Below are 23,555 nucleotides of genomic sequence, written 5' to 3' on the forward strand. Positions count from 1 at the left end.
TCTATAGGGTGACCCTGTGGCCACAGCAGACGACGCGGAGCGGCAGACGGCGCGAGACGGCGGTTCCCCTGCGCCGGCGGCGGCCGACCTTCATGCCTTCGCGGTGCAGCTGCGGAGGATGAACGGCGAGATCAACCGCATGGTCCACGGCTTCGCACTCCGCGACGGACTGCATGTCACCGACGTCCAGGCGCTCGCGGCGATCCTGGACGCGGACGAGCCGATGACCCCCGGCCGGCTCAGGGAACACCTCGGGCTCACCTCGGGGGCGGTGACGGCGTGCGTGGACCGGCTGGAGCGCGCGGGGCATGTCGTCCGGGTCCGCGAGAGCAGCGACCGCAGGGTCGTCCACCTGCACTACGCGGCCGACGCCAGGGCGGCGGCCCGGACCTACTTCCGCCCGCTCGCGCAGGCCGCCGGTTCCGCCCTCGCTCGCTTCGAGGGTGCGGAACTCGACGCCGCCCTGAGGTTTCTGACTGCGCTGAACGAGGAACTAGCGCTCCGCGGTACCTCCGGACGGCCCTGACCGTCCGTCCCGTCCGCCGTGACCGACCCGCCCGTGCCGTTCGCCGGTGCGGTCCCTGTGTGGTCTACGATCACCACCGCAATCTATTTCAATCATTGAGATAGTCATTCATTCAGATGGTTTCGCCGCACCTGGAGAGCGATGAACGCCTCGTCCCGATGGGCCCGCCGGCTCGTCCCCGTTTTGCTGCTCGTCGTGTGGCTCGGCATCGGCGGGGCGTTCGGCTCCTACGCCGGCAGGCTCGGCGAGGTCGCCACCAACGACCAGGCCGGCTTCCTGCCGCGCGGCGCCGAGTCGACGGAGGTCATCGAAGAGCAGAAGGCCTTCGACCAGGACGAGACGCTGCCGGCGATCGTGCTGTGGACCGCCGACGAGGGCGAGCCGGTGAAGGAGCGGCAGGGCGAGGCCACGCGCTCGCTCGCCTCCCTCGCCGGCACCCCGGGCATCGCCGGAAAGGCATCCCCGGCGATCCTCTCCGAGGACGGTGAGGCGCTCGAAGGCGTCGTCCAGCTGGAACCCGCCGACGGGGACGAACTCGCCGAGGCGCTCGACCGCATCCGCGCGGCGGCCGGGCAGGTACCGGGCACCACGGTCCAGGTGGCCGGCCCCGCCGCGACCCAGGCGGACCTCTCCGATGCCTTCGCCGGGATCGACGGCCTGCTGCTCGGCGTCGCGCTGGTTGCCGTCCTGGTGATCCTGATCCTGGTGTACCGGAGCGTTCTGCTGCCCCTGGTGATCATCACCTCCGCGGTCATGGCGCTCGCCCTGGCCTGCGCGGTGGTGTACGCCCTCGCGAAGAACGACATCGTGCGGGTCGACGGCCAGGTCCAGGGCATCCTGTCCATTCTCGTCATCGGCGCCGCCACCGACTACGCCCTGCTGCTCACCGCCCGCTTCCGGGAGGAGCTGGCCCGGGACGACCGCTTCACCGCCATGCGGTCCGCGCTGAAGCGGACCTGGGGCGCCGTCGCGGCCAGTGCCGCCACCGTCGTACTGGGGCTGCTCGCCCTGCTGCTCAGCGACCTCACCAACACAGCCGCGCTCGGACCGGTCGGCTCGATCGGTATCGCCTGTTCCGTGCTCAGCACCCTGACCTTCCTGCCCGCGGTGCTGGTCCTGCTCGGCCGCGCCGCGTACTGGCCCGCGAAGCCGCACAGTGCCGAGGAACGGCGCGCCGGTGACGGCGTGTGGCAGCGGGTCGCCTCCCTCGTCGGCCGCTCCCCGCGCAAGGTGTGGGCGTTCACCCTGGCGGGGCTCGTCGTGTGCGCCGCCTTCTCACCGGCCCTCACCTCCAAGGGCGTTCCGCTCGACGAGACCTTCGTCAACGACGCGCCCTCGGTGGCCGCCCAGCGCACCCTGTCCGAGCACTTCCCCGGTGGCTCCGGCAACCCCACCGTGGTCATCGCCGACGCCGGCCGGCTGGAGCAGGTGGTGGCCGCCGCCGAGGACACCGAGGGTGTCGCCTCGGCGGCCGGCACGACGGCCTCCGGGCGTCCCGGCGGCGAACCTCTCGTGGTCGACGGGCGCGTCCGCGTCGACGTCACCCTCGACGCCGCCTCCGACAGCGACGCCGCGAAGGACACCGTGGCCCGGCTGCGGACCTCCCTGCACGCCGTTCCCGGCGCGGACGCCCTGGTCGGCGGCTACACGGCCCAGCAGTACGACACCCTGCGGACGGCGGAACGCGACCGCGGACTCATCGTCCCCGTGGTCCTCGTCGTCATCTTCCTCGTGCTGACCGTGCTGCTGCGCTCGCTGCTGATGCCCGCGCTGCTCGTCGCCACCGTCGGGGTCAACTTCCTCGCCACACTGGGTGTTTCCGCGCTGGTCTTCCCGCATGTGTTCGGATTCACCGGTACCGACCCCTCGGTGCCGCTGTACGGCTTCGTGTTCCTGGTGGCGCTCGGCGTCGACTACAACATCTTCCTCATGTCCCGGGTGCGGGAGGAGTCACTGCGTCACGGAGCCCGGCAGGGCGTGCTGCGCGGGCTGGTCAGCACCGGCGGGGTGATCACCTCGGCCGGCGTGGTGCTGGCCGCGACCTTCGCGGCGCTCGGGGTGATCCCGCTGGCCTTCCTGGCGCAGGTCGCCTTCATTGTCGCCTTCGGTGTCCTCCTCGACACGCTGGTCGTCCGCTCCCTGCTGGTGCCCGCCCTCGCCCTGGACCTCGGTCCGGTCGCCTGGTGGCCGGGCCGGCTCTCGAAGGAGCGTGCCGAGGCGCGCGACTGACGGTCCCGCGGCCACGGGCGCGGGACCCCGTGCCGGGGGGGGGGGGGGGGGGNCGGATCGCGCCGGACATGTCCGGCGCGATCCGGGGCAGCCGCACCACACGACGACGGACGCGGCCGGCGGATCCATGAAGGGCGGACGGCCAGGCACGGACGGACGGCGCACACGGACGGCGAACGGACGAACGGCAGAGCGCGGCGCTGCGGGCCGCGGGCCGGCAGGAGGTGCCCACCGACATGAACACCGTGACGGGAGCCAAGGTGCTGGAGCGATTCCCCGCGGGGTCCCCGCGCGGATCCTGGCCCGCCGAGGAGTACGCGGCCCGGCGCCGTGCCGGGGGCGAGCCCGCGACCGTCGTCATGGATCTGGAGTCGGACGCGTTTCTCGTCGTGGTCCCGTCGGGGGACGACTGATGCAGTGGTCCCGCCGGGGGACGACGGTCCCGCCGGGCGGCGACTGATACAGCGGTCCCGCCGGAGGGCGACTGATCCATGGCCCCGCCGGGGGACGACGGACCCCGTGGTGGCCCCGCCGGAGGACGACGGACCGTGCTGCCGCACGCTCCTGTGCCCGGTGACTCCCAGGGAGTCACCGGGCACAGGCATGACGATTGGTCTAAACCCTTGACTGGTACAGACCAACGCGGTTGAGTGTGCTCCACACCCCCACCACGGCCGCCCCCCACCGTGACCGGCCCCTTCGGCGCGTGCGGGCGAGACCCCGCTCAAGGCGAGTTCCCGCCCGGGAGCGGCCGTGTCCCGCAGAGGAGTTGATCCCTTGTCGAGACGCCGCATCGCCGCCGTGACGGCCGCCCTGGTCCTCGCCGGCAGTGCCCCCGTGATCCTTCCCGCCGCGACCGCGACCGCGACCGCCGCCTCCGCCGCCTGTTCCAGCTATCCGAACTGGAGGGCCGGTCAGTGGTACAACGCCGGTGACATCGTGCGCTACACCGACGGCCGGGCCTACATCGCCGAGCACGCCAACCCGGGGTACGACCCCGTCATCAGTACCTGGTACTGGGAACCGTACGCCTGTGACAACGGCCCTGGGACGCCCGTCGGCAACTTCGTCGTGACCGAGGCGCAGTTCAACCAGATGTTCCCGAACCGCAACGGCTTCTACAGCTACGGCGGGCTCATCGCCGCGCTGAGCGCCTACCCCGGCTTCACCAACACCGGCAGTGACGCGGTGCGGAAGCAGGAGGCCGCCGCCTTCCTGGCCAACGTCCACCACGAGACCGGCGGCCTGGTGCACATCGTGGAGCAGAACACCGCCAACTACCCGCACTACTGCGACTACGGACGGCCGTTCGGCTGCCCGGCCGGCCAGGCCGCGTACTACGGACGCGGACCCGTGCAGCTGAGCTGGAACTACAACTACAAGGCCGCGGGCGATGCGCTCGGCATCGACCTGCTGAACAACCCCTGGCTGGTGCAGAACGACTCCGCCGTGGCCTGGAAGACGGCCCTCTGGTACTGGAACACCCAGACCGGCCCCGGCTCGATGACGGCGCACAACGCCATGGTGAACCAGGCGGGATTCGGCCACACCATCCGTGCCATCAACGGCTGGGTGGAATGCGACGGCAAGAACCCGGAGCAGGTCCAGAGCAGGGTGACCAAGTATCAGCAGTTCGCCCAGATGCTGGGAACCACTCCGGGCGGCAACCTGTACTGCTGACGCGGGACCGTACGCCGTGGTGTCATGCCCCTGACCATCCGCACGGTCGTCGCCCGCCTCGCGCGCACGGCCGTGCCCGGACGAAGGGCATCCATCATGCGCACCCCCCACGCCCTCCTCGCCACGACCGTCTCGGCCGCCGCGCTGGCCGCGACGGTCGTGGCACCGGCGCCCGTCTCGGCCGCCGACGCCCTTGTGCCGCCCGGCGCCTACTACGTCCAGAGCGCGACGACCGGACTCAACGCCGCCGACGCCGCGGGGGCGGTCGAACAGCACCGGCCGCGCGGCGACGAGGGCCGCCAGCGGTGGCAGTTGCACGCCGACGGCACCCTGGAGAGCACCGACAGCCCCGGCGCCTGCCTCGGCCGCACCGGCGACCGGGCCCGCACCGTGAGCTGCGCGAGCCCGGAGGCGCGCTGGGAGCTCGCCCCCGTCGGCGCGGACCGGTTCACGCTCACCGTCCCCGGCACCGACCGCCGCCTCACCGTCGCCCCGAAACCCTCCGGGGCCAACCACCCCGCCCCGCTGGCCGTCGGAGCCGGCTCCGACGGCCTGGCGGGCTGGTACCTCACCCCGGTCGACCCGGCCACCCGTCCCATGCCGCCGCAGCACCTGCGCACCCTGGACCAGGTCACCTTCCTCACCGCCCACAACGCCTACGCCAACGGAGTGGACGGTGGCTTCGCCCCGCCCTTCGTCGACCTCTTCCCCAACCAGAGCCGGGGCATCGAGCGTCAACTCGCCGACGGTGTCCGTGGGTTCATGCTGGACATCCACCAGACCCCGGACGGTGCGATCCTCTGCCACAACAGCTGCGCCCTGGTGCGCAGACCGGTCGCCCTGTGGGTCGACCTCCAGCGGATGGTCGACTTCCTGCGCGCCCGTCCCGACCAGTTCGTCACCGTGTTCCTGGAGGACTACGTCGATCCGGGGGTGCTGCGCGCCGAACTCGCCCGCGTCCAGGGGCTGGACGATGTGCTCTACCGGCCGGATCGCACCGGGGTCAGGGAGAACGGCTGGCCGACGACGGGGGAGCTCGCCGCCGCCGGACACCGGCTGCTGATCTTCAGTGACCACAGCCGGGACGCCGACCGGGCCGCCGGCCTGACCAGGGACACCTTCGGCGTGATGTACCAGCGTGAATGGACCGTCGAGAACTACTGGTCCATGGGTCCCGGCGTCGGCGCCTCCGACTGGTCCTGCTACAGCCGCTGGTACGACGCGGGCACCAACCTCCCGCTGACCCGCACCGAGCCCGGCTTCCGCCCCCTGTTCGTCATGAACCACTTCAGGGACGCGGCGATCACCTCCACGGCCGGGACCGACAACTCCAAGCTCGCCGACCGGGCCCGCCGCTTCTGCCAGCCTGCCGCCCGCAAGAAGCCCAACTATCTCGCCGTGGACCACTACGACCTCGGTGCCTCCGCGTCCGCCGTCACCGCTCTCAACACCTACACGTATCCCTAGCCGCTCGTCCGGCCCGTTCCGGGGAAAGGCCCCGGAACGGGATTGGCGTCCGCGGTGGTTTTACGTATAACCTCTCCGGTCAATCCCCCTGCGAGAGGTCACGATGAGACGCATTCCCCTGGTCACCCTCGTCGTGGACGACTATGACGAGGCGATCCGCTTCTACACCGGGGCGCTCGGATTCCGGCTCGCCGAGGACGCGCCCCGGCCGGACGGCGGCCGCTGGGTCGTCGTCGAACCGGACGCCGGGCACACCGGTACGGGACTGCTGCTCGCCCGCGCCGTGGGGGAGGGGCAGCGGGCCAGGATCGGTGACCAGACCGGCGGCCGGGTGGCCTTCTTCCTGTACACGGACGACTTCGCCCGTGACCACGCGCGCCTGACCGCCGCCGGCGTGACCTTCCTGGAGGAGCCGCGCCGTGAGCCGTACGGCTCGGTCGCCGTCTTCCGGGACCTGTACGGCAATCGCTGGGACCTGCTCCAGCCCGCCGCCCGGCCCGCTCCGGCAGCCTGACCCCACTCGCGCCGCCCGGCCCCGGCTGTGCCGCCTGATCTCTCCGCCGCTTCGAACCGCCCGCTCAAGGAAGGCCCCGCCATGAACGCTACGCGCGTAGACACCGCTGTGATCCGCCACCTCCCCAAGGCCGTCCTGCACGACCACCTCGACGGCGGGCTGCGCCCCGCCACCGTGGTGGAGCTCGCGGACGCGGTCGGTCACACCCTGCCCACCACCGACCCCGACGAGCTCGCCGCCTGGTTCGTCGAAGCCGCCGGGTCCGGCGACCTGGTCCGCTACATAGCCACGTTCGAGCACACCCTCGCCGTGATGCAGACCCGCGAGGGCCTGCTGCGCACGGCCGAGGAGTACGTCCTCGACCTCGCCGCCGACGGCGTCGTCTACGGCGAGGTGCGCTACGCCCCCGAGCTGAACACCAGGGGCGGTCTGACGATGAGCGAGGTCGTGGAGACGGTCCAGGAAGGGCTCGCCGCCGGTATGGCCAAGGCGGCCGCCGCCGGGACGCCCGTACGGGTGGGCACCCTGCTCTGCGGCATGCGGATGTTCGACCGCGTCCGCGAGGCAGCCGACCTGGCCGTCGCGTTCCGGGACGCCGGGGTCGTCGGCTTCGACATCGCCGGCGCCGAGGACGGCTTCCCGCCCGCCGACCACCTCGCCGCCTTCGAGCACCTGCGCCGCGAGAACGTGCCGTTCACCATCCACGCCGGCGAGGCACACGGACTGCCCAGCATCCACCAGGCCCTCCAGGTCTGCGGCGCCCAGCGCATCGGACACGGCGTGCGACTCACCGAGGACATCCCGGACCTCGCGGCCGGCAAGCTCGGCCGGCTCGCCGGCTGGGTGCGCGACCGCCGCATCGCCCTGGAGATGTGCCCCACCTCCAACCTCCAGACCGGCGCCGCCGGCTCGATCGCCGAGCACCCGATCACCGCGCTGAAGGACCTCGGCTTCCGCGTCACCCTCAACACCGACAACCGTCTCGTCTCGGGCACGTCCATGACGCGGGAGATGTCCCTGCTGGTCGAGCAGGCCGGCTGGACGGCGGAGGACCTGCGCACCGTCACCGTGAACGCGGTGAAGAGCGCCTTCCTCCCGTTCGACGAGCGCGCCGCCCTCATCCGGGACGTGATCCTGCCCGGCTACGACGCGGCGCTCTGAACCAGCCCCCGCACGTACGCGGCCTGTCCGACGTGCTGCAGATCGTCGGACAGGACGCTGACCAGCCGTACGCCCAGCGTCACCGGAGGATCCCAGCCCTCGTCGACGACACGCTCCAGCTCCTTGGCGGTCAGCGCGCGCAGGGCCTCCAGGGTCCGCTCGTGCACCGCGTCGTGATAGCCGGTCAGCAGGTCACCGGAGTCGACCCGGACCCTGCCGGCCTGCGCCGCGGTGTGACCGTAGCCGGTGTCGTGCCGGGACAGGCCGAGGGCCAGGCGCTTCTCCCAGTCACCGGAGAGCCACACCTGGTCGAGGCCGAAGGCGTCGGCGATGTGGTCGTCCTGCACCCGGGTGAGGTGCCAGACCAGCCAGGAGACGGAGTTGGCGCCGGGGCCGGGCCGGGCGTTCAGCTCGTCGGGACCCAGCCCTCCGACGGCGGCGTGGACCTCTTCCCGGATGCGGCCGAAGCCCTCGATGAGGATGTCCTTGGCATGCATGCCTCCACCTTCGCGCATCCGGGCCCTTCACGCGCCCCCGTTGTCCAGCAAAGCCATCAGCGCCCGCGCCGCCGGGCTGGCCGCCCGCGGGGACGGCACCAGGGCGACCGTCTCGTACGCGGCCTCGTCGGTGTCCTTCAGCGCGAGCGCGGTGAGGGCCTCGCGCTTGTGCCGGAAGTGCCGCGGCACGACGGCGATGCCCAGGTCCTCGTCGACCAGGTCGAGCAGACTGTGCACATCGTTGACCTCCAGCGCCACCGTGCGCCGTACGCCGGCGGCGGCGAAGGCGGCGTCGGTGGCACGGCGCGGACCCCAGTCGGGGTGGAAGTCGACGAAGACCTCGTCGGCCAGGTCGTGCGGGGTCAGCGGCATCCCGGCGCGCGCGAGCCGGTGGTCCGGATGGCACAGCACGGTCATCGGTTCGCTGGTCAGCGCCACGGACCGCAACTGCTCCGGGTCCGCCTCCGTCCGGTAGGCGAAGGCCAGGTCCAGCCGCCCCGCCGCGACCTCCTCGGCCAGCGCGGCCGAGCCCCACTGCCGCAGGCGGATCTCCACGTCCGGGTGCCGCCGCCGGAACATGGCGAGCAGTTCCGCCACGTTCACCCCGGCGATGCACTGCTCGCTGCCCAGCGCGAGGGTGCCGCGCAGCACACCCTGCACCGCCGCCACCGCCTCGTGCGCCGCCCGCACCTGCGCCAGGACGCGCTCCGCCTCCGTCAGCAGCGCCCGCCCGGCCTCGGTGAGCGTCACCCTGCGGGTCGTCCGGACGAACAGTGGTGTCTGCAGCTCGCGCTCCAGCGCCCGGATGGACGCCGACAGGCCCGACTGGGAGACCATCAGCCGTTCCGCCGCGCGGGTGAAGTGCTGGTCCTCGGCGACGGCGACGAAGTGCTGGAGATGGCGCAGTTCCATGATTGAGAAGCGTATCCGCTGAATTCCATCGGATTCTCCTGTTGGACCACTGCCCGCAGGTCACGACAGAGTGGAAGGGCGGTTCGAGGAACCGCCGAGACGTGTGCCTACCCCCCTGGAGTCGCGTTGTACACCGCACACCCCGACCGCTATGCGGACCTGCCCTACCGGCGCGCCGGACGCAGTGGCCTGAAGCTCCCCGCGCTCTCGCTCGGACTGTGGCACAACTTCGGTCCCGACCGTCCGGCCGGGACCCAGCGCGCCATCCTGCGCCGCGCCTTCGACCTGGGCGTCACCCACTTCGACCTGGCCAACAACTACGGGCCGCCGCCCGGCGCGGCCGAGTCCGCCCTCGGCGAGGCGCTGAGGGCCGACTTCGCGCCCTACCGCGACGAACTGGTGATCTCCACCAAGGCCGGTTACCTGATGTGGCCCGGCCCGTACGGCGAGTGGGGCTCGCGCAAGTACCTGCTGTCCTCGCTGGACCAGAGCCTGAGCCGCATGGGTCTGGAGTACGTCGACATCTTCTACTCGCACCGTTTCGACCCTGAGACTCCGCTGGAGGAGACGATGGGCGCCCTGCACTCGGCCGTCCAGCAGGGCAAGGCGCTGTACGTCGGCGTGTCCAACTACTCGGCCGAGCAGACCCGGGAGGCCGCCCGCATCCTCGGTGAACTGGGCACCCCGCTGCTGATCAACCAGCCGCGCTACTCGATGCTCGACCGCCGCCCGGAGGACGAGGGGCTGATGGACGCCCTGGACGAGCTCCAGGTCGGCTCCATCGCCTACTCCCCGCTGGAGCAGGGGCTGCTCACCGCCCGTTACCTCGACGGCATCCCCGAGGACTCCCGCGCCGCGAGCGACAGCCCCTTCCTGAACACCGACGCGCTCACCGGGGAGCTGGTGGACCGGCTGCGGTCGCTGAACGAGATCGCCGCCTCCCGCGGCCAGACCCTGGCGCAGATGGCGCTGTCCTGGGTCCTGCGCGGCGGCCGGCTGACCTCCGCGCTGGTCGGCGCGAGCAGCCCGGAGCAGCTCGAGGACAGCGTGGCCGCCACCCGCAACCTCGACTTCACCGAGGACGAGCTGAAGCGCGTCGACGCGGTCGTGAAGGCGTAGGACAGACCCCGGCGGGCCGGGGTCACGCGCTCGCGTGCACCCGGCCCTTCCCCGCGGCCGTACCCGGCCCGGCTCCGGCCCACGGTGTCCAGGACGATCACCTCCGCCCCCGCCGCGGGAGCCGGACCGCCCGCCTCGTCCACCGGCTCCCCTGCGTGGTCACACGCTCGGGGGGCCACCCGGCGAACCGTTTCGGCCAGACATCACCGTGAATATGCCAGGAGACTGGCCGGAAACACATGGTGACAGTGGTTCACAGGTGAACATACTCGACAACGAGAGCGCTTCACACCGCGCGACGGCGCCCTCACGCACAGCATGCGAGCCACGAGGCGGGCAGCCGGCCCGGCCCGGCGGGCGAGCAACGCAGCGGGGGAGGGAACGGGAACGTGCACGACGAATTCCTGTGCCACGTCACGGCGTACGGAGTCTGCGACGGCCGCCGGATCGGCGTACCGCTGGGCACCTACCGGGCTCCCACGCTCGCCCTGGCCCTGTGGTGGCTGCGTGACCGCGCCTCCTGGATCGCCGAGCGGCTGGACCCGCAGCCCGACGCCGAGCACTTACCGCCGGGCGCGCTCGTCCCCGTCGCCGACGGCGTGCCCGATGTACCCGCCGTGCTGCGCACCTGGTGCGGCGATGACGCCCGGCAGGAAGAGGTGGCCGAGGCGCTCGCCGCCGGACGCCTGGTGCGCCTCGCCACCGGCGACGACACCACCGAGTACGAACTGCTGGCCGAATCCGTGGACGCCCTGCGCATGCAGCGCGCCGCGCGTGTCCTCGGTGTCCCGGTCGCCTGAGCGGATGCGGACCCCGGTGAACGGATCAGCGGTCCGTTCCGCCGCGCCGCCGGCGTACGACGGCTGCCGCGCAAGCTCCCGCGAAGCCGGCCGCCAGCCCCCACAGCAACGCGAGGCCCAGGGTTCCCCACAGCCGGGGCTTCAGCAGCACCTCTCCGGACAGCCCCTCGCCCAGGTCGCCGATGCCGAGCACGGACAGACCGATCCGTGCGGAGATCCGGACCGTGGCACAGATCATCAGCACCGTCAGCGCGAGCGCCACCGCCAGGCGCACCGCGTGCTGCCAGATCCGGACGCGCGGCGGTGACGCGGCCGCCATCACGAAGGCGACGGTCAGCAGCAGCACCGCGTCCACCACCGGCAGCCACCACCACCTGCCCCCGTCGTGGTCCACGAGCGCCCCCAGGTTCAGCTCCGAGACATCCGGAGTGCGCAGTACCTCGTCGAGCACCTGCGGCACGGGCAGCCCGAACGGCCCCTCCACCCGGCCGTCCCAGGTGGCACCGAGCCCGACGGTCAACGCGAGCCAGGCCACATTGGGCAGACCCAGCAGCGTCACCGCGAACGTCTCGACCGGGTGGCCCCGGGTGGCGGCGACGACCAGCGCGACGACGAGAGCGATGACGACGGAGGCGAGCAGCAGCCGCACCATCGCGAGCGCCGCGGGTCGTACCGAGGCGTGCGCGCGCGGCAGTCCGCCCGGCAGCGGCGCGCCACGGGACACCATCAGCGCCACCAGCAGCACCCCCGCCAGCCAGACCAGGCCGATGAGGACGGTCGGCAGCACATCGGCGGAGAACCCGACCACCGGGCGGAAACCGAACAGGTCGCCGAGGTCACCGAGCGGGCCGTCGCCGAGGGAGATCGCGAAGGTGTGCCGGGCGGCAAGCGCCAGGCCGAGCAGCGCGAGCAGCCACAGCACGGCGATCCTCGCCGCCCACCAGCCCAGCTCGGGCGCGCCGGCAAGCGCCCGGCGACGCTGCGGACGCAGAAACCCCCAGCCGATGACCAGCGCCCCGGTGAGGGTGACGGACAGCGGAATGACCGCCAGGCCGCCCTCGGTGCCGGCCAGTCCGCCGGCGTCCCCGGACAGTTCCACCGTGCCGCCGACGGCCGTCACCACGGCGGCCGCGACCACCTGGGGAAAGGCGTCTCCCGGGAGGTCCGTGGCGCCGGACGCCCACAGCCCGAGCGCGGCCACCACGCCCATCGCGGCAAGCGCGCCGAGGACCGTGACAAGGGCCTGCGCCCAGCCGTGGCGGGAGACCGCGGGGCCGGAGGAGGTGGGTGCGCTCACGTGTGCACGCTAAGCAGCACCGGTCGGCGTCGCCTGCCGGGAGGTCCGTCCGCGTCGCCGGACGGACCTCCCGGTCCCCGGTGTCGCGGGACGCCTACGCCGCCCGGATGTCGTGGCGGGCGTGGTCGGCGCGCGTCACCAGGGCGTGGTCGCCGAGCCCCAGCAGGCGGTCGGGCGGCACTTCGCCGGCCGTCGTGAGGACCGCCTCGATGCGGCCGTCGACCGGGTCGAACGCCGCGTCCAGCACGGTGCCGCGCTCTTCCCCGCACTCCGTGAGCACTCGGCTCCCCACCAGTTCGTGGTGGTCCGTGACCTTGCCCGGACCGCCGCCGGACCGTCCGCCGGTCCCGCGGACGACCAGCGTGCCGGGTCCGGCGGCGCGCAGGGCGTCCCACGCCACCCGCGCGCTCCTGTGCAGCCGGCCGCGGGCCACCACGACGTGCGTCACCCGCCAGGGCGCCCCGTCCACGCTCAGCGACCGCACCACGCCGACCCGGCCGTCCCCGCCGGGAGTCAGCACGGGCAGCCCTCGCACCCGGGAGAACAGCATCACCGGGACACACCCCGTCCGCGGTCGTGACGGGCACCCACGCGGGCCGTGAACGCCGGCAGGTCGTCGGTGACGTACGTCGTCGCGTGCGCGGGTATCACCAGCGTCCGGCCGGTGACGCTCAGGGCCTCGCCCCGGGGCACGTACACCCGGTGCCGGCGGTGCCGGGAGCCGTGCACCAGCTCCCGGTGCGCGGCCAGCCGGAAGGCGACGAGCCGACCGCTGGTGCCGCCCTCGACCAGGACGTCGAGCACCGTCCCCACCGTCTCGCCCTCGTCGGTCACCACCTGCGCCCCGAGCAGCCGTCCGCGCACCGCCTCGCGGCGCGCCGCCGAGAGCGGCAGGCCGCACAGCGCCCCCGCGTCGCGCACCATGACCGCATGACGGCCCAGACAGTGCACCACGGGCCAGGGCAGACAGTACGGCAGGGGCCCCGACAGCAGCGTCCGGCCGGTCAGGGTGAACATTTCGATCCGCCCGGCCGGGGCGTCGAGGACGGTGTCCTTCACATGGGCCACGACGTCCCCGCCCAGCGTCACCACGGGCAGGGTCGTCAGGCTCCGTACGCCGGTCAGTCCGTTCATCGCGCACCCTTCCGCCGCGTCCGGCGACTCCCGGGTTCCCAACGGCTCGGAACCGAACACGGATCAGGTGGACTGCACCGCCGGACTCGGGGTACCAGGACTGGTGCAGATCATCCGGCCGGGCCGGCTTCGCAGAGAGAAAACGCATGACCTATCGCTTGGACGAGGCAGTGATACCGAGTGGTTCCGACGTGCCCGTGGAGCCGCTGCGGCGGGCGGCACACTTCACCGGCGAGCCGGGATGCATCGCCGCTGCGCGGGCCTTCGCCGGGGACTTCCTCGAACAGCTCAGGACCCAGTGGTGCGCCTCGATCGGCGCGCGGTCCGACGGCGCGGTGCTGCTGGTCGTGAGTGAACTGGTCACCAACGCGGACCGGCACAGCGAGGGCCCGTACGTCCTGGAACTCGAGGGCACGGACACCTCACTCACCGTGTCGGTCTACGACAGCAGTGCCACCCTGCCCCGCGTCTTCCCCCGCGATCCCCAGCGGGTCGGACGGCACGGTCTGGAGATCGTCCGGGCGCTGGCACTGGAGGTCGGCGTGGAACGGGTACCGGTCGGCAAGCGCGTACGAGCCGTACTGGACCTCGCCGGCGACTGACCCGCCGCGAGCCGCCCTCAGGCGCAGCCGAGTTCGCCCAGCATGCCCTCGCGCAACCGCGCGATGATCCGCTTGATCAGACGGGACACGTGCATCTGCGAGCAGCCGAGGCGCTCGCCGATCTCCGCCTGGGTGGCCTCCTCCACGAACCGCAGATGAATGATCTCCCGGTCGCGCTCGCTGAGTTCCGCCATCAGCGGGGCCAGCGTGTGGAAGTCCTCGACGAGCCGCAGCCCCTGCTCCTCGATCCCGATGAAGTCCGCGAGGACCGCTTCGCCGCTCTCCGGGCCGTCACCCGTGAGCGCGGCGTCCAGCGACGAGGAGTTGTACCCGTTCGCGGCGATCTGCCCCTCGACGACCTGCCGCTCGGTGATGTTCATCAGGGTGGCCAGCTCGGCGACCGTGGGTTCCCGGTCCAGCCGGCTTGCGAGTTCCTCGCGGGCCTTGGCCAGCTCGACCCGCAGCTCCTGCAGCCGCCGCGGCACATGCACGGCCCACGTGGTGTCCCGGAAGAACCGCTTGATCTCCCCCACGATGTACGGCAGCGCGAACGAGGTGAACTCCACCTCGCGGGAGAGTTCGAACCGGTCGATCGCCTTGATCAGACCGATCATCCCGGTCTGCACGATGTCGTCCATGTCGTCGCCCCGGCCGCGGAACCTTCCGGCCGCGAACCGCACCAGCGACATGTTCATCTCGATGAGGGTGTTGCGGGCGTACTGGTAGTCGTGGGTGCCCTCCTCCAGCTCCGCCATACGGCGGAAGAACTGGCGGGACAGCATCCTCGCGTCGCGCGGAGCGACGCTCCGTGCGTCCAGTTCCAGCGGTTCGCCGCCATCCGCTCCGGCCTCGGTGTGCCCTTCGACTACCTGCGCCTGCGACCGGTTCACGGCGGTCCTCATTTCCTCTCCCCAAGAACGTCACGGCTGCCATGTGCCTGGCCTCGCGAGTACCCGGTGCGCACGAACTCATGCACACCGGATTTCCCGGCGCCCGGCAACGCGGCGCGCACCGTGTGTCTGCGTCCGAGAGTACGGCGTCCCGCCCCGCACGGCAGCCCGGTACGGCGAGCCGCGCCGTCGTCACCCGGACTTCACTCAGGGCGGAATGCCGCGGTCTTCCCCTCCGCCGCGGAATTCCTAGGGTGAGAACGTGACCGATCCAGCGCCGCACCGCGCCCCTGACGCCCGCGTCATCCCCCTGCGACCCGCACCGGCCCGGCCGCCCGCCCCGCACGCCGTCCCCCGGGATCCGCTGTGGCGCGACCTCGTCGGCGATGTGCTCCGCGCGGAGCGCCTCGCCCAGGAGCGGACGCTGAAGGACGTCGCCGACGAGGCCCGGATCTCCATGCCCTACCTCTCGGAGGTGGAGCGGGGCCGCAAGGAAGCCTCCTCGGAGGTTCTCGCGGCCGCCGCCCACGCGCTCGGTCTGGGCCTCGGCGACCTGCTGTCCCGGGCCCACGGCGAGCTGGTCCGCGTCACCGGCCGGCGGACTGCCGCGCCGCGGGGTGTGTCCGGCTCCGCGCACGACGGAATGTGCCTGGCCGCCTGACCCCGGCCCGGCGCCTCACACCCGCACCAGGCGCCGGGCCAGCACCTCGTCCGCCAGGCCGTACGCCACGGCCTCCCGGGCGGTGAACACCTTGTCGCGGTCCATGTCCGCCCGCAGCGTCTCCGCGTCGTGGTGCGTGTGCCGCGACAGCACCTCCTCGACCTGGGAACGGATCCGCACCATCTCCTTGGCCCGGAGCGACAGATCGGACGCCGTGCCGCGCGCCCCGCCCGCGGCCGGCTGCCCGAGCAGCACCCGCGCGTGTTCCAGCACGAACCGCCGCCCCGGATCACCGCCGGCCAGCAGCACGGCCGCCGTGGAGGCCGCCTGCCCGACACAGAACGTGGAGACGGGCGCCTGTACGAAGGTCATCGTGTCGTAGATCGCCATGAGCGAGGTGAACGAGCCGCCGGGGGAGTTGATGTACACCGCGATCTCGCTCTCCGGGGCCGCCGACTCCAGATGGAGCAGCTGAGCGATGACGACGTTGGCGACCCCGTCGTCGATCTCGGTCCCCAGGAAGATGATCCGTTCGGAGAGCAGCCTGCTGAACACGTCGTAGGACCGCTCGCCCTGCGGCGTGCGCTCGACGACGTTCGGAATCGTGTACGTCCCCATCACTGCAGCCCCATCCTGCGCCGTGCCGACGCCGGGCGGACGTCGTCGAGCGACTCCACCACCCGGTCGACCATCCCGTACTCCAGGGCCTGTTCGGCGGTGAACCAGCGGTCCCGGTCCCCGTCCCCGGAGATGGTCCGCTCGGACTGTCCGGTGTGTTCGGCGGTGATCCGTTCGATCGTCCGCTTGGTGAACTCCAGGTTCTCCGCCTGGATCTCGATGTCGGCGGTGGTGCCTCCGATGCCGCCCGACGGCTGGTGCATCATGATGCGCGCGTTCGGCAGGGCGTACCGCTTCCCGGGCGTGCCGACGCAGAGCAGGAACTGGCCCATGCTGGCCGCGAAGCCCATCGCCAGCGTCGACACGTCGTTGGGGATCAGCCGCATCGTGTCGTAGATGGCCAGACCCGCGTGCACCGAGCCGCCGGGACTGTTGATGTACAGACTGATGTCGGTGCGCGGGTCCTCGGCGGACAGGATCAGCAACTGCGCGCAGACGCGGTTGGCGGAGACCTCGTCGACCTGGGTGCCGAGCAGCACGATCCGCTGCGCGAGCAGCTGGGCGGCGAGATCGTCGTCGTACCGGGTCGGCGGGGTGTCGCCCTCCTCGGCCCGGGGAAGCGGTGGGGCCGGCCGGGGGCCGGCCGCGAATGGAGACATCGGCGCTCCTGAGGGGTCGTCGGTCGAGCGCGGCCGGGACGACCGCGTTCCTCCACTCTTGACCGGGCGGCGGGCCGGACGGGGGCTTCTCTGCCCCTGGCAGATCGGCTACCGGCAGAGCGCAACCGCATCGCCCCAAGGGGCCCGTCCGAGAGCCTTGCCCACCGGGCCTTGTCCCCCCGGGTACGCCCCGTATCGCTCCGCCGGTTCTGCCCCGTCCGGTCGTGCCCCTGCCGGGCTCCGTCCCACCGGGCCCGTTCTGCCGGGCCCGTCCCACCGGGCCCGTTCTGCCGGGCCTTGCTCCGTCGGGCTTTGCTCCGTCGGGCCCCGGGCCGACCGGGTCCGGCCGGCCCGCCCCGGTCCCGGGGAGCGGCGGCGCACCGCCACCACCGTCGTCCGGCTCCGCCGCCCGGAGCCACTTCTCGCGGCAGCGATGAGTTCCGGAGCACGCGACGGTCGACACTGATGACCGCGCTGCACGCACAGGAGGTACTCATGACCACCGACGGATTCACCACGTGTCTCTGGTTCGACGGACAGGCCGAGGAGGCCGCGAACTTCTACGTCTCGGTCTTCGAGAACTCGGGCATCGGCACCGTCGTCCGGAACACCGCTGCCACGCCCGGCGCCGAGGACTCCGTGCTCACCGTCGACTTCACGGCCAACGGCCAGAAGTTCGTCGCGCTGAACGGCGGACCCGAGTTCACGTTCAGCGAGGCGATCTCCTTCCAGCTCGACTGCGCCGACCAGGCGGAGATCGACCACTACTGGGACCGGCTCGCCGAGGGCGGCGGCGAACACGGCCCCTGCGGCTGGCTCAAGGACCGGTTCGGCGTCTCATGGCAGGTCAACGCGGTCCGGCTGACCGAGATGATCAGCGACCCTGACCGGCAGAAGGCGGACCGCGCGATGAAGTCCATGATGACGATGGGCAAGCTCGACATCGCCACCCTGGAGAAGGCCTACGCGGGGGAGTGACGGCCGTGGGCGGGACGGTCGCCGAACGGTCCCGCCGCCGCTACCCGCGTTCCGCCAGGATCTCCGCGATCACATGGCGTGAATTCGCCGCGAGCGCCGGATTGGTGTCCCAGTAGTACGGCAGCTGGATCAGCGAGATCGACAGGGCCCAGCCCCGCCCCCGCGCCCACTCCGCCTCGTCGGCGCCCACCGCCTCCCGGAAGACGTCCCGCACCCCGGCGGGCAGCAGATTCCAGGCGACGATCAGGTCCACCGCCGGATCGCCCACGCCGGCGCAGTCGAAGTCGATCACCGCGGCGAGCCGGCCGCCGGCGGTCAGCACGTTCCCCGGCGACAGATCACCGTGCGCCCAGAGCGGCGTCCCGGCGTAGTCGGGGACATCCAGTGCCTCCTCCCACAGCCGGGTCACCGTCTTCGTGTCGGTCCGCCCCGCCAGCCGCGCGATGGCCTCGCGCGTCGGAGCGTCCCGGGTGGACAGGGGGACACCGCGGGGGCACGCCGGAGCGTCCGCCGTGACGACCGCGCGCAGGGCGGTGATGTGGGAGGCGAGGTCGGCCGCGAGCGAACCGGGGTCCTCCAGCGCCCCCACGACCGGGTTGGAGCCGTCCAGCCAGCGGTACACCGACCACGGCCACGGGAACCCGTGCCCGGCCTCACCCCGGCCCAGGGGCTCCGGCGACGCGAACGGCAGCCGAGGTGCCAGCCGGGGCAGCCAGCGCTGTTCGTGCGCCACGCTGCCGACGGCGCCGGGATGCCGGGGCAGCCGCACCACCAGCTCCGCACCGAGCCGGAACATGGCGTTCTCCGTCCCCGAGGACGACAGCCGCTCCACCGGCAGCCCGGCCCACCGCGGGAACCCGTCCGCGATCAGCCGCCGCACCAGCGGGACGTCGATGTCCACCTCGTCCGGACGCATCCTCGGCGTACCCATGCCGCTCATCCCAGCAGCGACCGCATCCGGTGTCGAACGCTTTTCGCACTGCCCGCGGAACGGTCGCCGCACGCACCGGACGGCCCCGGCCGGGCCGGCGTCCGGCGTGCGGGCCGCGACAACGGTGACCGGCGCGAGAAGCCGGACCGAACGACCTGTCCGCACAAGCCGCGGCCAAGCCCACGGCATCCGAAGGTGCCCCGTGCCGGGCCGACGCGGCGGCCCACGGCGTCGAGGGAGCCAGGAGCACCTGCGGCGCCGTCCTCGCGGGGCCTTGGGCGGGTCGTCGCCGGAGCCCGGCGACCGCACCCCGGGCCCACGCCGACGGCAGGGTGGTGGCGGCCGTCCTACCGCCCGTACCGGGCCAGGAGGGCGGCGCGCGGTGGTGTGCGTGTGCCGCGGCCCAGGACGCACGCGGAGGCGGCCGGACGGTCCCGGGACCACGGCGGAGAGCTGCCGGAGGGCGTGGCATGATCGGCGTATGCGTGAACGAGTGGTGGCCGCGTGCGACGGGGCTTCGAAGGGAAACCCCGGGCCCGCCGGCTGGGCCTGGGTGGTCGCCGACGCGTCCGGGACGCCGGTCCGCTGGGAGGCGGGGCCCCTGGGCACGGCCACCAACAACATCGCCGAACTCACCGCTCTGGAGCGGCTGCTGGCGGCGACGGACCCGGCCGTGCCGCTCGAGGTGCGGATGGACTCGCAGTACGCGATGAAGGCCGTCACCACGTGGCTGCCCGGCTGGAAGCGCAACGGCTGGCGCACGGCGGCCGGCAAACCGGTCGCCAACCAGGAACTCGTCGTGCGTATCGACGGCCTGCTGAGCGACCGCTCGGTGGAGTTCCGTTACGTGCCCGCCCACCAGGTCGACGGCGACCGCCTCAATGACTTCGCCGACCGCGCGGCGAGCCAGGCGGCCGTCGTGCAGGACGGGGCCGGCAGCGCGCTGGGCTCGCCCGAACCGCCGGCCGCCCCGGACCGCCCGGCGGGCGGCGCGGCGAAGCGCGGGTCCGGCGGGAAGAAGACGCCCCGGCAGCGCGGCGGCGGCTCTCCGGGCCGCACCATCAAGGCGAAGTTCGCGGGCCGCTGCCCGTGCGGACGGTCCTACGCGGCCGGCGAGGCCATCGCCAAGAACGACAAGGGCTGGGGCCACCCCGAGTGCCGGACGGCCCAGAGCGTCTGAGCGGCGCCCGCCCACGGGGGAGCCGCCCGGCGTCCCGGTGACACGGATGACAGACTGACCCCCATGGACGAGCGCACATTCGACAGGTCGGGTCAGCACGCATCGGTGATCGGTCTCGGCACCTGGCAACTGGGGGCCGACTGGGGTGACGTCGACGACAAGCAGGCCCTCACGGTCCTGGAGACCGCCGCGGAATCGGGCGTCACCTTCTTCGACACCGCCGATGTCTACGGTGACGGACGCAGCGAGCAGACCATCGCGTCGTTCCTGAGCGGACGGCCCGATCTGCACGTCATGGTCGCCACCAAGATGGGCCGCCGGGCCGAGCAGCTCCCGCAGAACTACGTACTGGACAACTTCCGCGCGTGGAACGACCGATCGCGGCGCAACCTCGGGGTGGACCGGATCGACCTGGTGCAGCTGCACTGCCCGCCGACCCCCGTCTACTCCACCGACGAGGTCTTCGACGCCCTCGACACCCTGGTGGCGGAGGAGCGCGTCGCCGCCTACGGCGTCAGCGTGGAGACCTGCGCGGAGGCGCTGACCGCCATCGCCCGCCCGAACGTGGCGAGCGTGCAGATCATCCTCAACCCGTTCCGCATGAAGCCCCTGCGCGAGGTGCTCCCGGCCGCCCGCGAGGCGGGCGTCGGCATCATCGCCCGGGTCCCGCTCGCCTCCGGACTGCTCTCCGGCAAGTACACCCGGGACACCGTCTTCGCCGAGAACGACCACCGCAGCTTCAACCGGCACGGCGAGGCCTTCGATCAGGGCGAGACCTTCTCCGGGGTCGACTACACCACCGGTGTCGAAGCGGCCGCCGAGTTCGCCGCGCTCGCCCCCGAGGGATACACCCCGGCCCAGCTGGCGCTGCGCTGGATCGTCCAGCAGCCCGGCGTCACCACCGTCATCCCCGGCGCCCGCTCGCCCGAGCAGGCCCGCGCCAACGCGGCCGCCGCCCGGCTGCCGGAACTCTCCGAAGCGACCCTCTCGGCGATCGGGGACCTCTACGACCGCCGTGTCAGGGACCAGGTGGAGGCCCGCTGGTAGCGGCGGGCGTCACGGCTCCAGGCGCAGTTGCCTCTCCTGCTCCTGGTCGCCTGCGGCGGTGCCCTCGTCGCGCGTGGTGAACGACCGCGCGAGGGCGTCGCCCGCCCGTCGCACCGCCTGCGGAGTGCCCTGCACGGTGACGTCCACCGGCGCCGACAGCAGCCCCGCGTCCCGGTGCCCGGCCGGCGGGCCCTCCCCCTCCCCGGTGAAGGTCGCCACGCGGACCGTCGCACGCTCCCCGGAGGGCTGTTCCCGCGGCGCACCGAAGGTGGCCTCCAGGGCCCGGACGACCGCTCGGGCATCGTCGGCGTCCCCGCCGCTGAGCGTCACGGTGAGCTGGGTGTCCGGCATACGTCCCACGACCTCCTGGCCTCGCTGACATCGAGCTGCCCGGGTAACCGCGCCCCGCGGGCCCAAACCGGAGACCGGCGGGGGAGGGCCGGCGTTTTCGGGGAAGCAGGTAGGAGTCCGACGCCACAGTCGCGCGCCGCGGGCCTGTGCCCGTCGGACTTCTGGGGACTTGCCGATGCCGCACGACAGGGAGGCGCTGTGCCGGACACGGAGCGGGGTGGGAGCGTGCGCCGGGGGCGCGACGAGACCGAGGACGAGAGAGCGGACCGGATGTGGACGGAACTCATCCAGGAAGTCCGCGTCGCCCAGATGGGCGTGCAGATCCTGTTCGGGTTCCTGCTGACCGTCGTGTTCACCCCGAAGTACGCCGAACTGTCCGACACCGATCAGACGATCTACATTGTGACGGTGGTCCTGGGCGCCTGCGCCACCGGTGCGCTCATCGGCCCGGTGTCACTGCACCGGCTCGTCTCCGGACGGCGCATCAAGGCGCACGCGGTGCGCTGGGCGTCCCGCCTCACCCTGCTGGGCCTGCTGCTCCTGCTCGCGACCACCAGCTGCTCCCTGCTGCTCATCCTGCGCGTGGCCACCCATGACGACTTCGTCCCGTACCTGGTGACCGGAGTGGTGTGCTGGTACCTGCTGTGCTGGTTCGGCCTGCCGCTGTGGGCCCGGCACCGCCACACGGCGCGCTGACGGGGAGTGGGCGCGCCCGGCGGCCGGGTTCGCGCTCCCGGCGGCTCAGCTCCCGGCCAGGACGTCCGCGAGGAAGTCGTCCACGCGTACCTCCTCACACCCCGGCGCCACCATCCCGCGGGTCTCCCGCAGGAACTCCCCGACGCTCTCGGCCCAGGCGAACACCACCGCGTGATGCCGGCCGCCGTCGGCGCGCGCCTCACCGAGGAACTCCATCCGCAGTTCCTGACCCACTCCCCGGGACTCCGGGGACAGCCGGACGTCCCCGATGCCGACCGGGCGGTCGAGACCGTCGGTGACCATCTCGCGGTCCAGTTGCCAGCGGGCCAGGACCCGGCCGTCATGACTGAAGACGAGAGTGACGGCGAACGGGTCACAGGGGTCGTAACTCAGGTGAGCGAGCACCGGAAAGCGGTCCGCGACGCCCGCCTGGAGCTCCACCACCAGGGTCTTGTGCACGAACGAGTTCACGTGAAGGCCTTTCGGGCAGTACCGGCGTAGAGCCCTCTAGTACCCCGCATCCGCGCGTGATGCTCGACTGGACGGGTGAATCCGGGCCCGGTACGGGTGCACTCGCGACGCGTCCCGTCCGCACCCGTGCCGAGCACCGGGCCGCCGGTGTCAGCCGAAGGCGTCCCGCAGGGCCGGCAGCAGGGTCTTCTCCGACCAGTCCAGGAAGGGCGGTTGCGACTCGCCGCCGATCTGCACCAGGGCGACCTCGGTGAAACCGGCCTCGGCGTAGGGGCGGACGGCCTCGACGAACGCCTCCGGGTCACTGCCGCAGGGGATGGACGCGGCGACGTCGTCCGGACGGACGAACTGGGTCGCCAGGGTGAAGGAACCGGGGTGCGGCAGCTCGGAGTTGACCTTCCAGCCGTTGCCGAACCAGCGGAACTGGTCATGGGCGCGCGCGACGGCCGCCTCCCGGTCGGGGTCGTAGCACACCGGCAGCTGTCCCACCCGCGGCTTGCCCCGGCCACCACTGCGGTCGAAGGCGTCGAGCAGCTCCGCCTTCGGCTCGGTGGCGATCACCAGATCGGCGAGCCGGCCCGCGAGGTCGCAGGACCGCGCCCCGGACACCGCGACACCGATCGGCGGCGGCCGGTCCGGCAGGTCCCACAACTTGGCCGACTCCACGTCGAAGTGGGTTCCCCGGTGGTTCACGTGGCCGCCCTCGAACAGACCGCGGATGATCTCCACCGCCTCCTCGAGCATCTCGTGCCGCACGTCCACCGACGGCCAGCCGCCGCCCACCACATGCTCGTTCAGGTTCTCCCCGGAGCCGAGCCCGAGCCGGAACCGGCCCTCGGACAGCAGTTGCACCGTCGCCGCCTTCTGCGCCACCACCGCCGGGTGGTAGCGGAACGTCGGACACGTCACGTACGTCATCAGCGGAATGCGCGAGGTGGCCTGCGCGGCGGCGCCCAGCACGCTCCAGGCGTACGGCGAGTGCCCCTGCGACTCCAGCCAGGGGAAGTAGTGGTCCGAGGTCACCGAGAAGTCGAAGCCCGCCTCCTCGGCCCGCACCACATGTCCGACCAGCTCACGCGGCCCGGCCTGCTCCGTCATCATCGTGTATCCGATGCGCACCATGACGCCCGGGTCC

Annotated in this window: 27 protein-coding genes; 15 read left to right on the plus strand and 12 right to left on the minus strand. The window is 72.4% G+C overall.

The window, feature by feature from the left end; genetic code table 11:
* The first annotated feature begins 16 nt into the window (after nucleotides 1-16).
* The 7 genes from HTV45_RS30250 to HTV45_RS30280 all read left to right on the plus strand — a co-directional run bounded on the left by HTV45_RS30250 (nucleotide 17) and on the right by HTV45_RS30280 (nucleotide 7,577).
* Nucleotides 17-526 carry a MarR family transcriptional regulator gene (locus HTV45_RS30250; protein WP_308309786.1) on the plus strand — a complete coding sequence of 170 codons (510 nt, stop codon included), beginning with the start codon at nucleotides 17-19 and terminating at the stop codon, nucleotides 524-526.
* A 141-nt stretch (nucleotides 527-667) separates the two neighbouring features.
* Nucleotides 668-2,755, plus strand: coding sequence for an MMPL family transporter (locus HTV45_RS30255; protein WP_215209100.1), 2,088 nt, complete (start codon nucleotides 668-670; stop codon nucleotides 2,753-2,755).
* 236 nt (nucleotides 2,756-2,991) lie between these two features.
* Entirely contained in the window at nucleotides 2,992-3,168 is a 177-nt protein-coding gene (locus HTV45_RS30260) for a hypothetical protein (protein ID WP_215209101.1), read from the plus strand.
* Nucleotides 3,169-3,532: 364 nt separating this feature from the next.
* Nucleotides 3,533-4,435, plus strand: a complete 903-nt coding sequence (locus HTV45_RS30265) for a glycoside hydrolase family 19 protein (RefSeq protein WP_215209102.1) — start codon at nucleotides 3,533-3,535, stop codon at nucleotides 4,433-4,435.
* Between the two features lie 96 nt (nucleotides 4,436-4,531).
* Nucleotides 4,532-5,902, plus strand: coding sequence for a PI-PLC domain-containing protein (locus HTV45_RS30270; RefSeq protein ID WP_215209166.1), 1,371 nt, complete (start codon nucleotides 4,532-4,534; stop codon nucleotides 5,900-5,902).
* A 103-nt stretch (nucleotides 5,903-6,005) separates the two neighbouring features.
* Nucleotides 6,006-6,416 (plus strand): VOC family protein, encoded by a 411-nt coding sequence (locus HTV45_RS30275; RefSeq protein WP_215209103.1) that lies wholly within the window; start codon nucleotides 6,006-6,008, stop codon nucleotides 6,414-6,416.
* Between the two features lie 81 nt (nucleotides 6,417-6,497).
* Nucleotides 6,498-7,577, plus strand: coding sequence for an adenosine deaminase (locus HTV45_RS30280; protein WP_215209104.1), 1,080 nt, complete (start codon nucleotides 6,498-6,500; stop codon nucleotides 7,575-7,577).
* Here HTV45_RS30280 and HTV45_RS30285 read toward each other — a convergent pair.
* Both HTV45_RS30285 and HTV45_RS30290 read right to left on the minus strand, forming a co-directional pair.
* Entirely contained in the window at nucleotides 7,559-8,074 is a 516-nt protein-coding gene (locus HTV45_RS30285) for a DinB family protein (RefSeq protein ID WP_215209105.1), read from the minus strand. The genes HTV45_RS30280 and HTV45_RS30285 overlap by 19 nt on opposite strands.
* 27 nt (nucleotides 8,075-8,101) lie before the next feature.
* Nucleotides 8,102-8,986 (minus strand): LysR family transcriptional regulator, encoded by an 885-nt coding sequence (locus HTV45_RS30290; RefSeq protein WP_215209106.1) that lies wholly within the window; start codon nucleotides 8,984-8,986, stop codon nucleotides 8,102-8,104.
* Between the two features lie 126 nt (nucleotides 8,987-9,112).
* Between HTV45_RS30290 and mgrA the strand changes: the two genes are divergently transcribed.
* Nucleotides 9,113-10,105 (plus strand): L-glyceraldehyde 3-phosphate reductase, encoded by a 993-nt coding sequence (gene mgrA / locus HTV45_RS30295; protein ID WP_215209107.1) that lies wholly within the window; start codon nucleotides 9,113-9,115, stop codon nucleotides 10,103-10,105.
* A gap of 389 nt (nucleotides 10,106-10,494) precedes the next feature.
* Nucleotides 10,495-10,905, plus strand: a complete 411-nt coding sequence (locus HTV45_RS30300) for a hypothetical protein (RefSeq protein ID WP_215209108.1) — start codon at nucleotides 10,495-10,497, stop codon at nucleotides 10,903-10,905.
* A 25-nt stretch (nucleotides 10,906-10,930) separates the two neighbouring features.
* On the opposite strand, the gene HTV45_RS30305 is transcribed toward HTV45_RS30300, so the two are convergent.
* From HTV45_RS30305 to HTV45_RS30315, 3 genes are all read right to left on the minus strand, one after another.
* Nucleotides 10,931-12,202, minus strand: coding sequence for a streptophobe family protein (locus HTV45_RS30305; protein WP_215209109.1), 1,272 nt, complete (start codon nucleotides 12,200-12,202; stop codon nucleotides 10,931-10,933).
* Nucleotides 12,203-12,296: 94 nt separating this feature from the next.
* Nucleotides 12,297-12,752 carry a PRC-barrel domain-containing protein gene (locus HTV45_RS30310; RefSeq protein ID WP_215209167.1) on the minus strand — a complete coding sequence of 152 codons (456 nt, stop codon included), beginning with the start codon at nucleotides 12,750-12,752 and terminating at the stop codon, nucleotides 12,297-12,299.
* A complete protein-coding gene (locus tag HTV45_RS30315) occupies nucleotides 12,752-13,336 on the minus strand; it encodes a PRC-barrel domain-containing protein (protein WP_215209110.1) in 585 nt (194 codons plus the stop codon). Before HTV45_RS30315 ends, HTV45_RS30310 begins: the two co-directional genes overlap by 1 nt.
* 146 nt (nucleotides 13,337-13,482) lie before the next feature.
* On the opposite strand from HTV45_RS30315, the gene HTV45_RS30320 reads away from it, so the two are divergent.
* Entirely contained in the window at nucleotides 13,483-13,938 is a 456-nt protein-coding gene (locus HTV45_RS30320) for an ATP-binding protein (RefSeq protein ID WP_215209111.1), read from the plus strand.
* Between the two features lie 17 nt (nucleotides 13,939-13,955).
* Here HTV45_RS30320 and HTV45_RS30325 read toward each other — a convergent pair whose 3' ends face one another.
* Nucleotides 13,956-14,840, minus strand: a complete 885-nt coding sequence (locus tag HTV45_RS30325) for an RNA polymerase sigma factor SigF (RefSeq protein WP_215209112.1) — start codon at nucleotides 14,838-14,840, stop codon at nucleotides 13,956-13,958.
* A 250-nt stretch (nucleotides 14,841-15,090) separates the two neighbouring features.
* Here HTV45_RS30325 and HTV45_RS30330 point away from each other — a divergent pair, with 250 nt between their 5' ends.
* Entirely contained in the window at nucleotides 15,091-15,489 is a 399-nt protein-coding gene (locus HTV45_RS30330; protein WP_215209113.1) for a RodZ family helix-turn-helix domain-containing protein, read from the plus strand.
* A 15-nt stretch (nucleotides 15,490-15,504) separates the two neighbouring features.
* Here the strand turns inward: HTV45_RS30330 and HTV45_RS30335 are convergent, their stop codons facing one another.
* Nucleotides 15,505-16,107, minus strand: a complete 603-nt coding sequence (locus HTV45_RS30335) for a ClpP family protease (protein ID WP_215209114.1) — start codon at nucleotides 16,105-16,107, stop codon at nucleotides 15,505-15,507.
* Entirely contained in the window at nucleotides 16,107-16,766 is a 660-nt protein-coding gene (locus HTV45_RS30340; RefSeq protein ID WP_215209115.1) for an ATP-dependent Clp protease proteolytic subunit, read from the minus strand. Before HTV45_RS30340 ends, HTV45_RS30335 begins: the two co-directional genes overlap by 1 nt.
* 495 nt (nucleotides 16,767-17,261) lie before the next feature.
* Between HTV45_RS30340 and HTV45_RS30345 the strand changes: the two genes are divergently transcribed.
* Complete coding sequence (locus HTV45_RS30345) at nucleotides 17,262-17,744, plus strand: VOC family protein (RefSeq protein WP_215209116.1); 483 nt, start codon at nucleotides 17,262-17,264, stop codon at nucleotides 17,742-17,744.
* A 40-nt stretch (nucleotides 17,745-17,784) separates the two neighbouring features.
* On the opposite strand, the gene HTV45_RS30350 is transcribed toward HTV45_RS30345, so the two are convergent.
* Nucleotides 17,785-18,675: an aminoglycoside phosphotransferase family protein gene (locus HTV45_RS30350; protein ID WP_215209117.1), complete on the minus strand. Its 891-nt coding sequence runs from the start codon at nucleotides 18,673-18,675 to the stop codon at nucleotides 17,785-17,787.
* Between the two features lie 481 nt (nucleotides 18,676-19,156).
* On the opposite strand from HTV45_RS30350, the gene HTV45_RS30355 reads away from it, so the two are divergent.
* Together HTV45_RS30355 and HTV45_RS30360 are read left to right on the plus strand one after the other, a co-directional pair.
* Nucleotides 19,157-19,855: a ribonuclease H gene (locus tag HTV45_RS30355; protein WP_215209118.1), complete on the plus strand. Its 699-nt coding sequence runs from the start codon at nucleotides 19,157-19,159 to the stop codon at nucleotides 19,853-19,855.
* A 63-nt stretch (nucleotides 19,856-19,918) separates the two neighbouring features.
* Nucleotides 19,919-20,902 (plus strand): aldo/keto reductase, encoded by a 984-nt coding sequence (locus tag HTV45_RS30360; protein WP_215209119.1) that lies wholly within the window; start codon nucleotides 19,919-19,921, stop codon nucleotides 20,900-20,902.
* Nucleotides 20,903-20,911: 9 nt separating this feature from the next.
* Here HTV45_RS30360 and HTV45_RS30365 read toward each other — a convergent pair whose 3' ends face one another.
* On the minus strand, nucleotides 20,912-21,253 hold the full coding sequence (locus HTV45_RS30365) for a hypothetical protein (RefSeq protein ID WP_215209120.1): 342 nt from the start codon (nucleotides 21,251-21,253) through the stop codon (nucleotides 20,912-20,914).
* A gap of 198 nt (nucleotides 21,254-21,451) precedes the next feature.
* Here HTV45_RS30365 and HTV45_RS30370 point away from each other — a divergent pair, with 198 nt between their 5' ends.
* Nucleotides 21,452-21,949, plus strand: a complete 498-nt coding sequence (locus HTV45_RS30370; protein WP_215209121.1) for a DUF6328 family protein — start codon at nucleotides 21,452-21,454, stop codon at nucleotides 21,947-21,949.
* 45 nt (nucleotides 21,950-21,994) lie between these two features.
* Here HTV45_RS30370 and HTV45_RS30375 read toward each other — a convergent pair whose 3' ends face one another.
* The gene (locus HTV45_RS30375) at nucleotides 21,995-22,420 is read right to left on the minus strand and encodes an SsgA family sporulation/cell division regulator (RefSeq protein ID WP_215209122.1); all 426 of its coding nucleotides are present in this window, start codon (nucleotides 22,418-22,420) and stop codon (nucleotides 21,995-21,997) included.
* A gap of 150 nt (nucleotides 22,421-22,570) precedes the next feature.
* Nucleotides 22,571-23,542: an LLM class F420-dependent oxidoreductase gene (locus HTV45_RS30380; protein WP_215209123.1), complete on the minus strand. Its 972-nt coding sequence runs from the start codon at nucleotides 23,540-23,542 to the stop codon at nucleotides 22,571-22,573.
* Between the last annotated feature and the right edge of the window lie 13 nt (nucleotides 23,543-23,555).

Source organism: Streptomyces sp. CHD11 (assembly GCF_018638295.1).
GTDB lineage: Bacteria > Actinomycetota > Actinomycetes > Streptomycetales > Streptomycetaceae > Streptomyces.

Excerpts from the sequence above, each read along its gene's own strand:
- HTV45_RS30345 (WP_215209116.1), top strand. The coding sequence starts at position 17,262 with ATGACCACCGACGGATTCACCACGTGTCTCTGGTTCGACGGACAGGCC.
- HTV45_RS30280 (WP_215209104.1), top strand. The coding sequence starts at position 6,498 with ATGAACGCTACGCGCGTAGACACCGCTGTGATCCGCCACCTCCCCAAG.
- HTV45_RS30365 (WP_215209120.1), bottom strand. The coding sequence starts at position 21,253 with ATGCCGGACACCCAGCTCACCGTGACGCTCAGCGGCGGGGACGCCGAC.
- HTV45_RS30320 (WP_215209111.1), top strand. The coding sequence starts at position 13,483 with ATGACCTATCGCTTGGACGAGGCAGTGATACCGAGTGGTTCCGACGTG.
- HTV45_RS30315 (WP_215209110.1), bottom strand. The coding sequence starts at position 13,336 with ATGAACGGACTGACCGGCGTACGGAGCCTGACGACCCTGCCCGTGGTG.
- HTV45_RS30355 (WP_215209118.1), top strand. The coding sequence starts at position 19,157 with ATGCGTGAACGAGTGGTGGCCGCGTGCGACGGGGCTTCGAAGGGAAAC.
- HTV45_RS30290 (WP_215209106.1), bottom strand. The coding sequence starts at position 8,986 with ATGGAACTGCGCCATCTCCAGCACTTCGTCGCCGTCGCCGAGGACCAG.
- HTV45_RS30310 (WP_215209167.1), bottom strand. The coding sequence starts at position 12,752 with ATGCTGTTCTCCCGGGTGCGAGGGCTGCCCGTGCTGACTCCCGGCGGG.
- HTV45_RS30260 (WP_215209101.1), top strand. The coding sequence starts at position 2,992 with ATGAACACCGTGACGGGAGCCAAGGTGCTGGAGCGATTCCCCGCGGGG.
- HTV45_RS30335 (WP_215209114.1), bottom strand. The coding sequence starts at position 16,107 with ATGGGGACGTACACGATTCCGAACGTCGTCGAGCGCACGCCGCAGGGC.
- HTV45_RS30340 (WP_215209115.1), bottom strand. The coding sequence starts at position 16,766 with ATGTCTCCATTCGCGGCCGGCCCCCGGCCGGCCCCACCGCTTCCCCGG.
- HTV45_RS30350 (WP_215209117.1), bottom strand. The coding sequence starts at position 18,675 with ATGGGTACGCCGAGGATGCGTCCGGACGAGGTGGACATCGACGTCCCG.
- HTV45_RS30255 (WP_215209100.1), top strand. The coding sequence starts at position 668 with ATGAACGCCTCGTCCCGATGGGCCCGCCGGCTCGTCCCCGTTTTGCTG.
- HTV45_RS30360 (WP_215209119.1), top strand. The coding sequence starts at position 19,919 with ATGGACGAGCGCACATTCGACAGGTCGGGTCAGCACGCATCGGTGATC.
- HTV45_RS30285 (WP_215209105.1), bottom strand. The coding sequence starts at position 8,074 with ATGCATGCCAAGGACATCCTCATCGAGGGCTTCGGCCGCATCCGGGAA.
- HTV45_RS30325 (WP_215209112.1), bottom strand. The coding sequence starts at position 14,840 with ATGAGGACCGCCGTGAACCGGTCGCAGGCGCAGGTAGTCGAAGGGCAC.
- HTV45_RS30380 (WP_215209123.1), bottom strand. The coding sequence starts at position 23,542 with ATGGTGCGCATCGGATACACGATGATGACGGAGCAGGCCGGGCCGCGT.
- HTV45_RS30270 (WP_215209166.1), top strand. The coding sequence starts at position 4,532 with ATGCGCACCCCCCACGCCCTCCTCGCCACGACCGTCTCGGCCGCCGCG.
- HTV45_RS30275 (WP_215209103.1), top strand. The coding sequence starts at position 6,006 with ATGAGACGCATTCCCCTGGTCACCCTCGTCGTGGACGACTATGACGAG.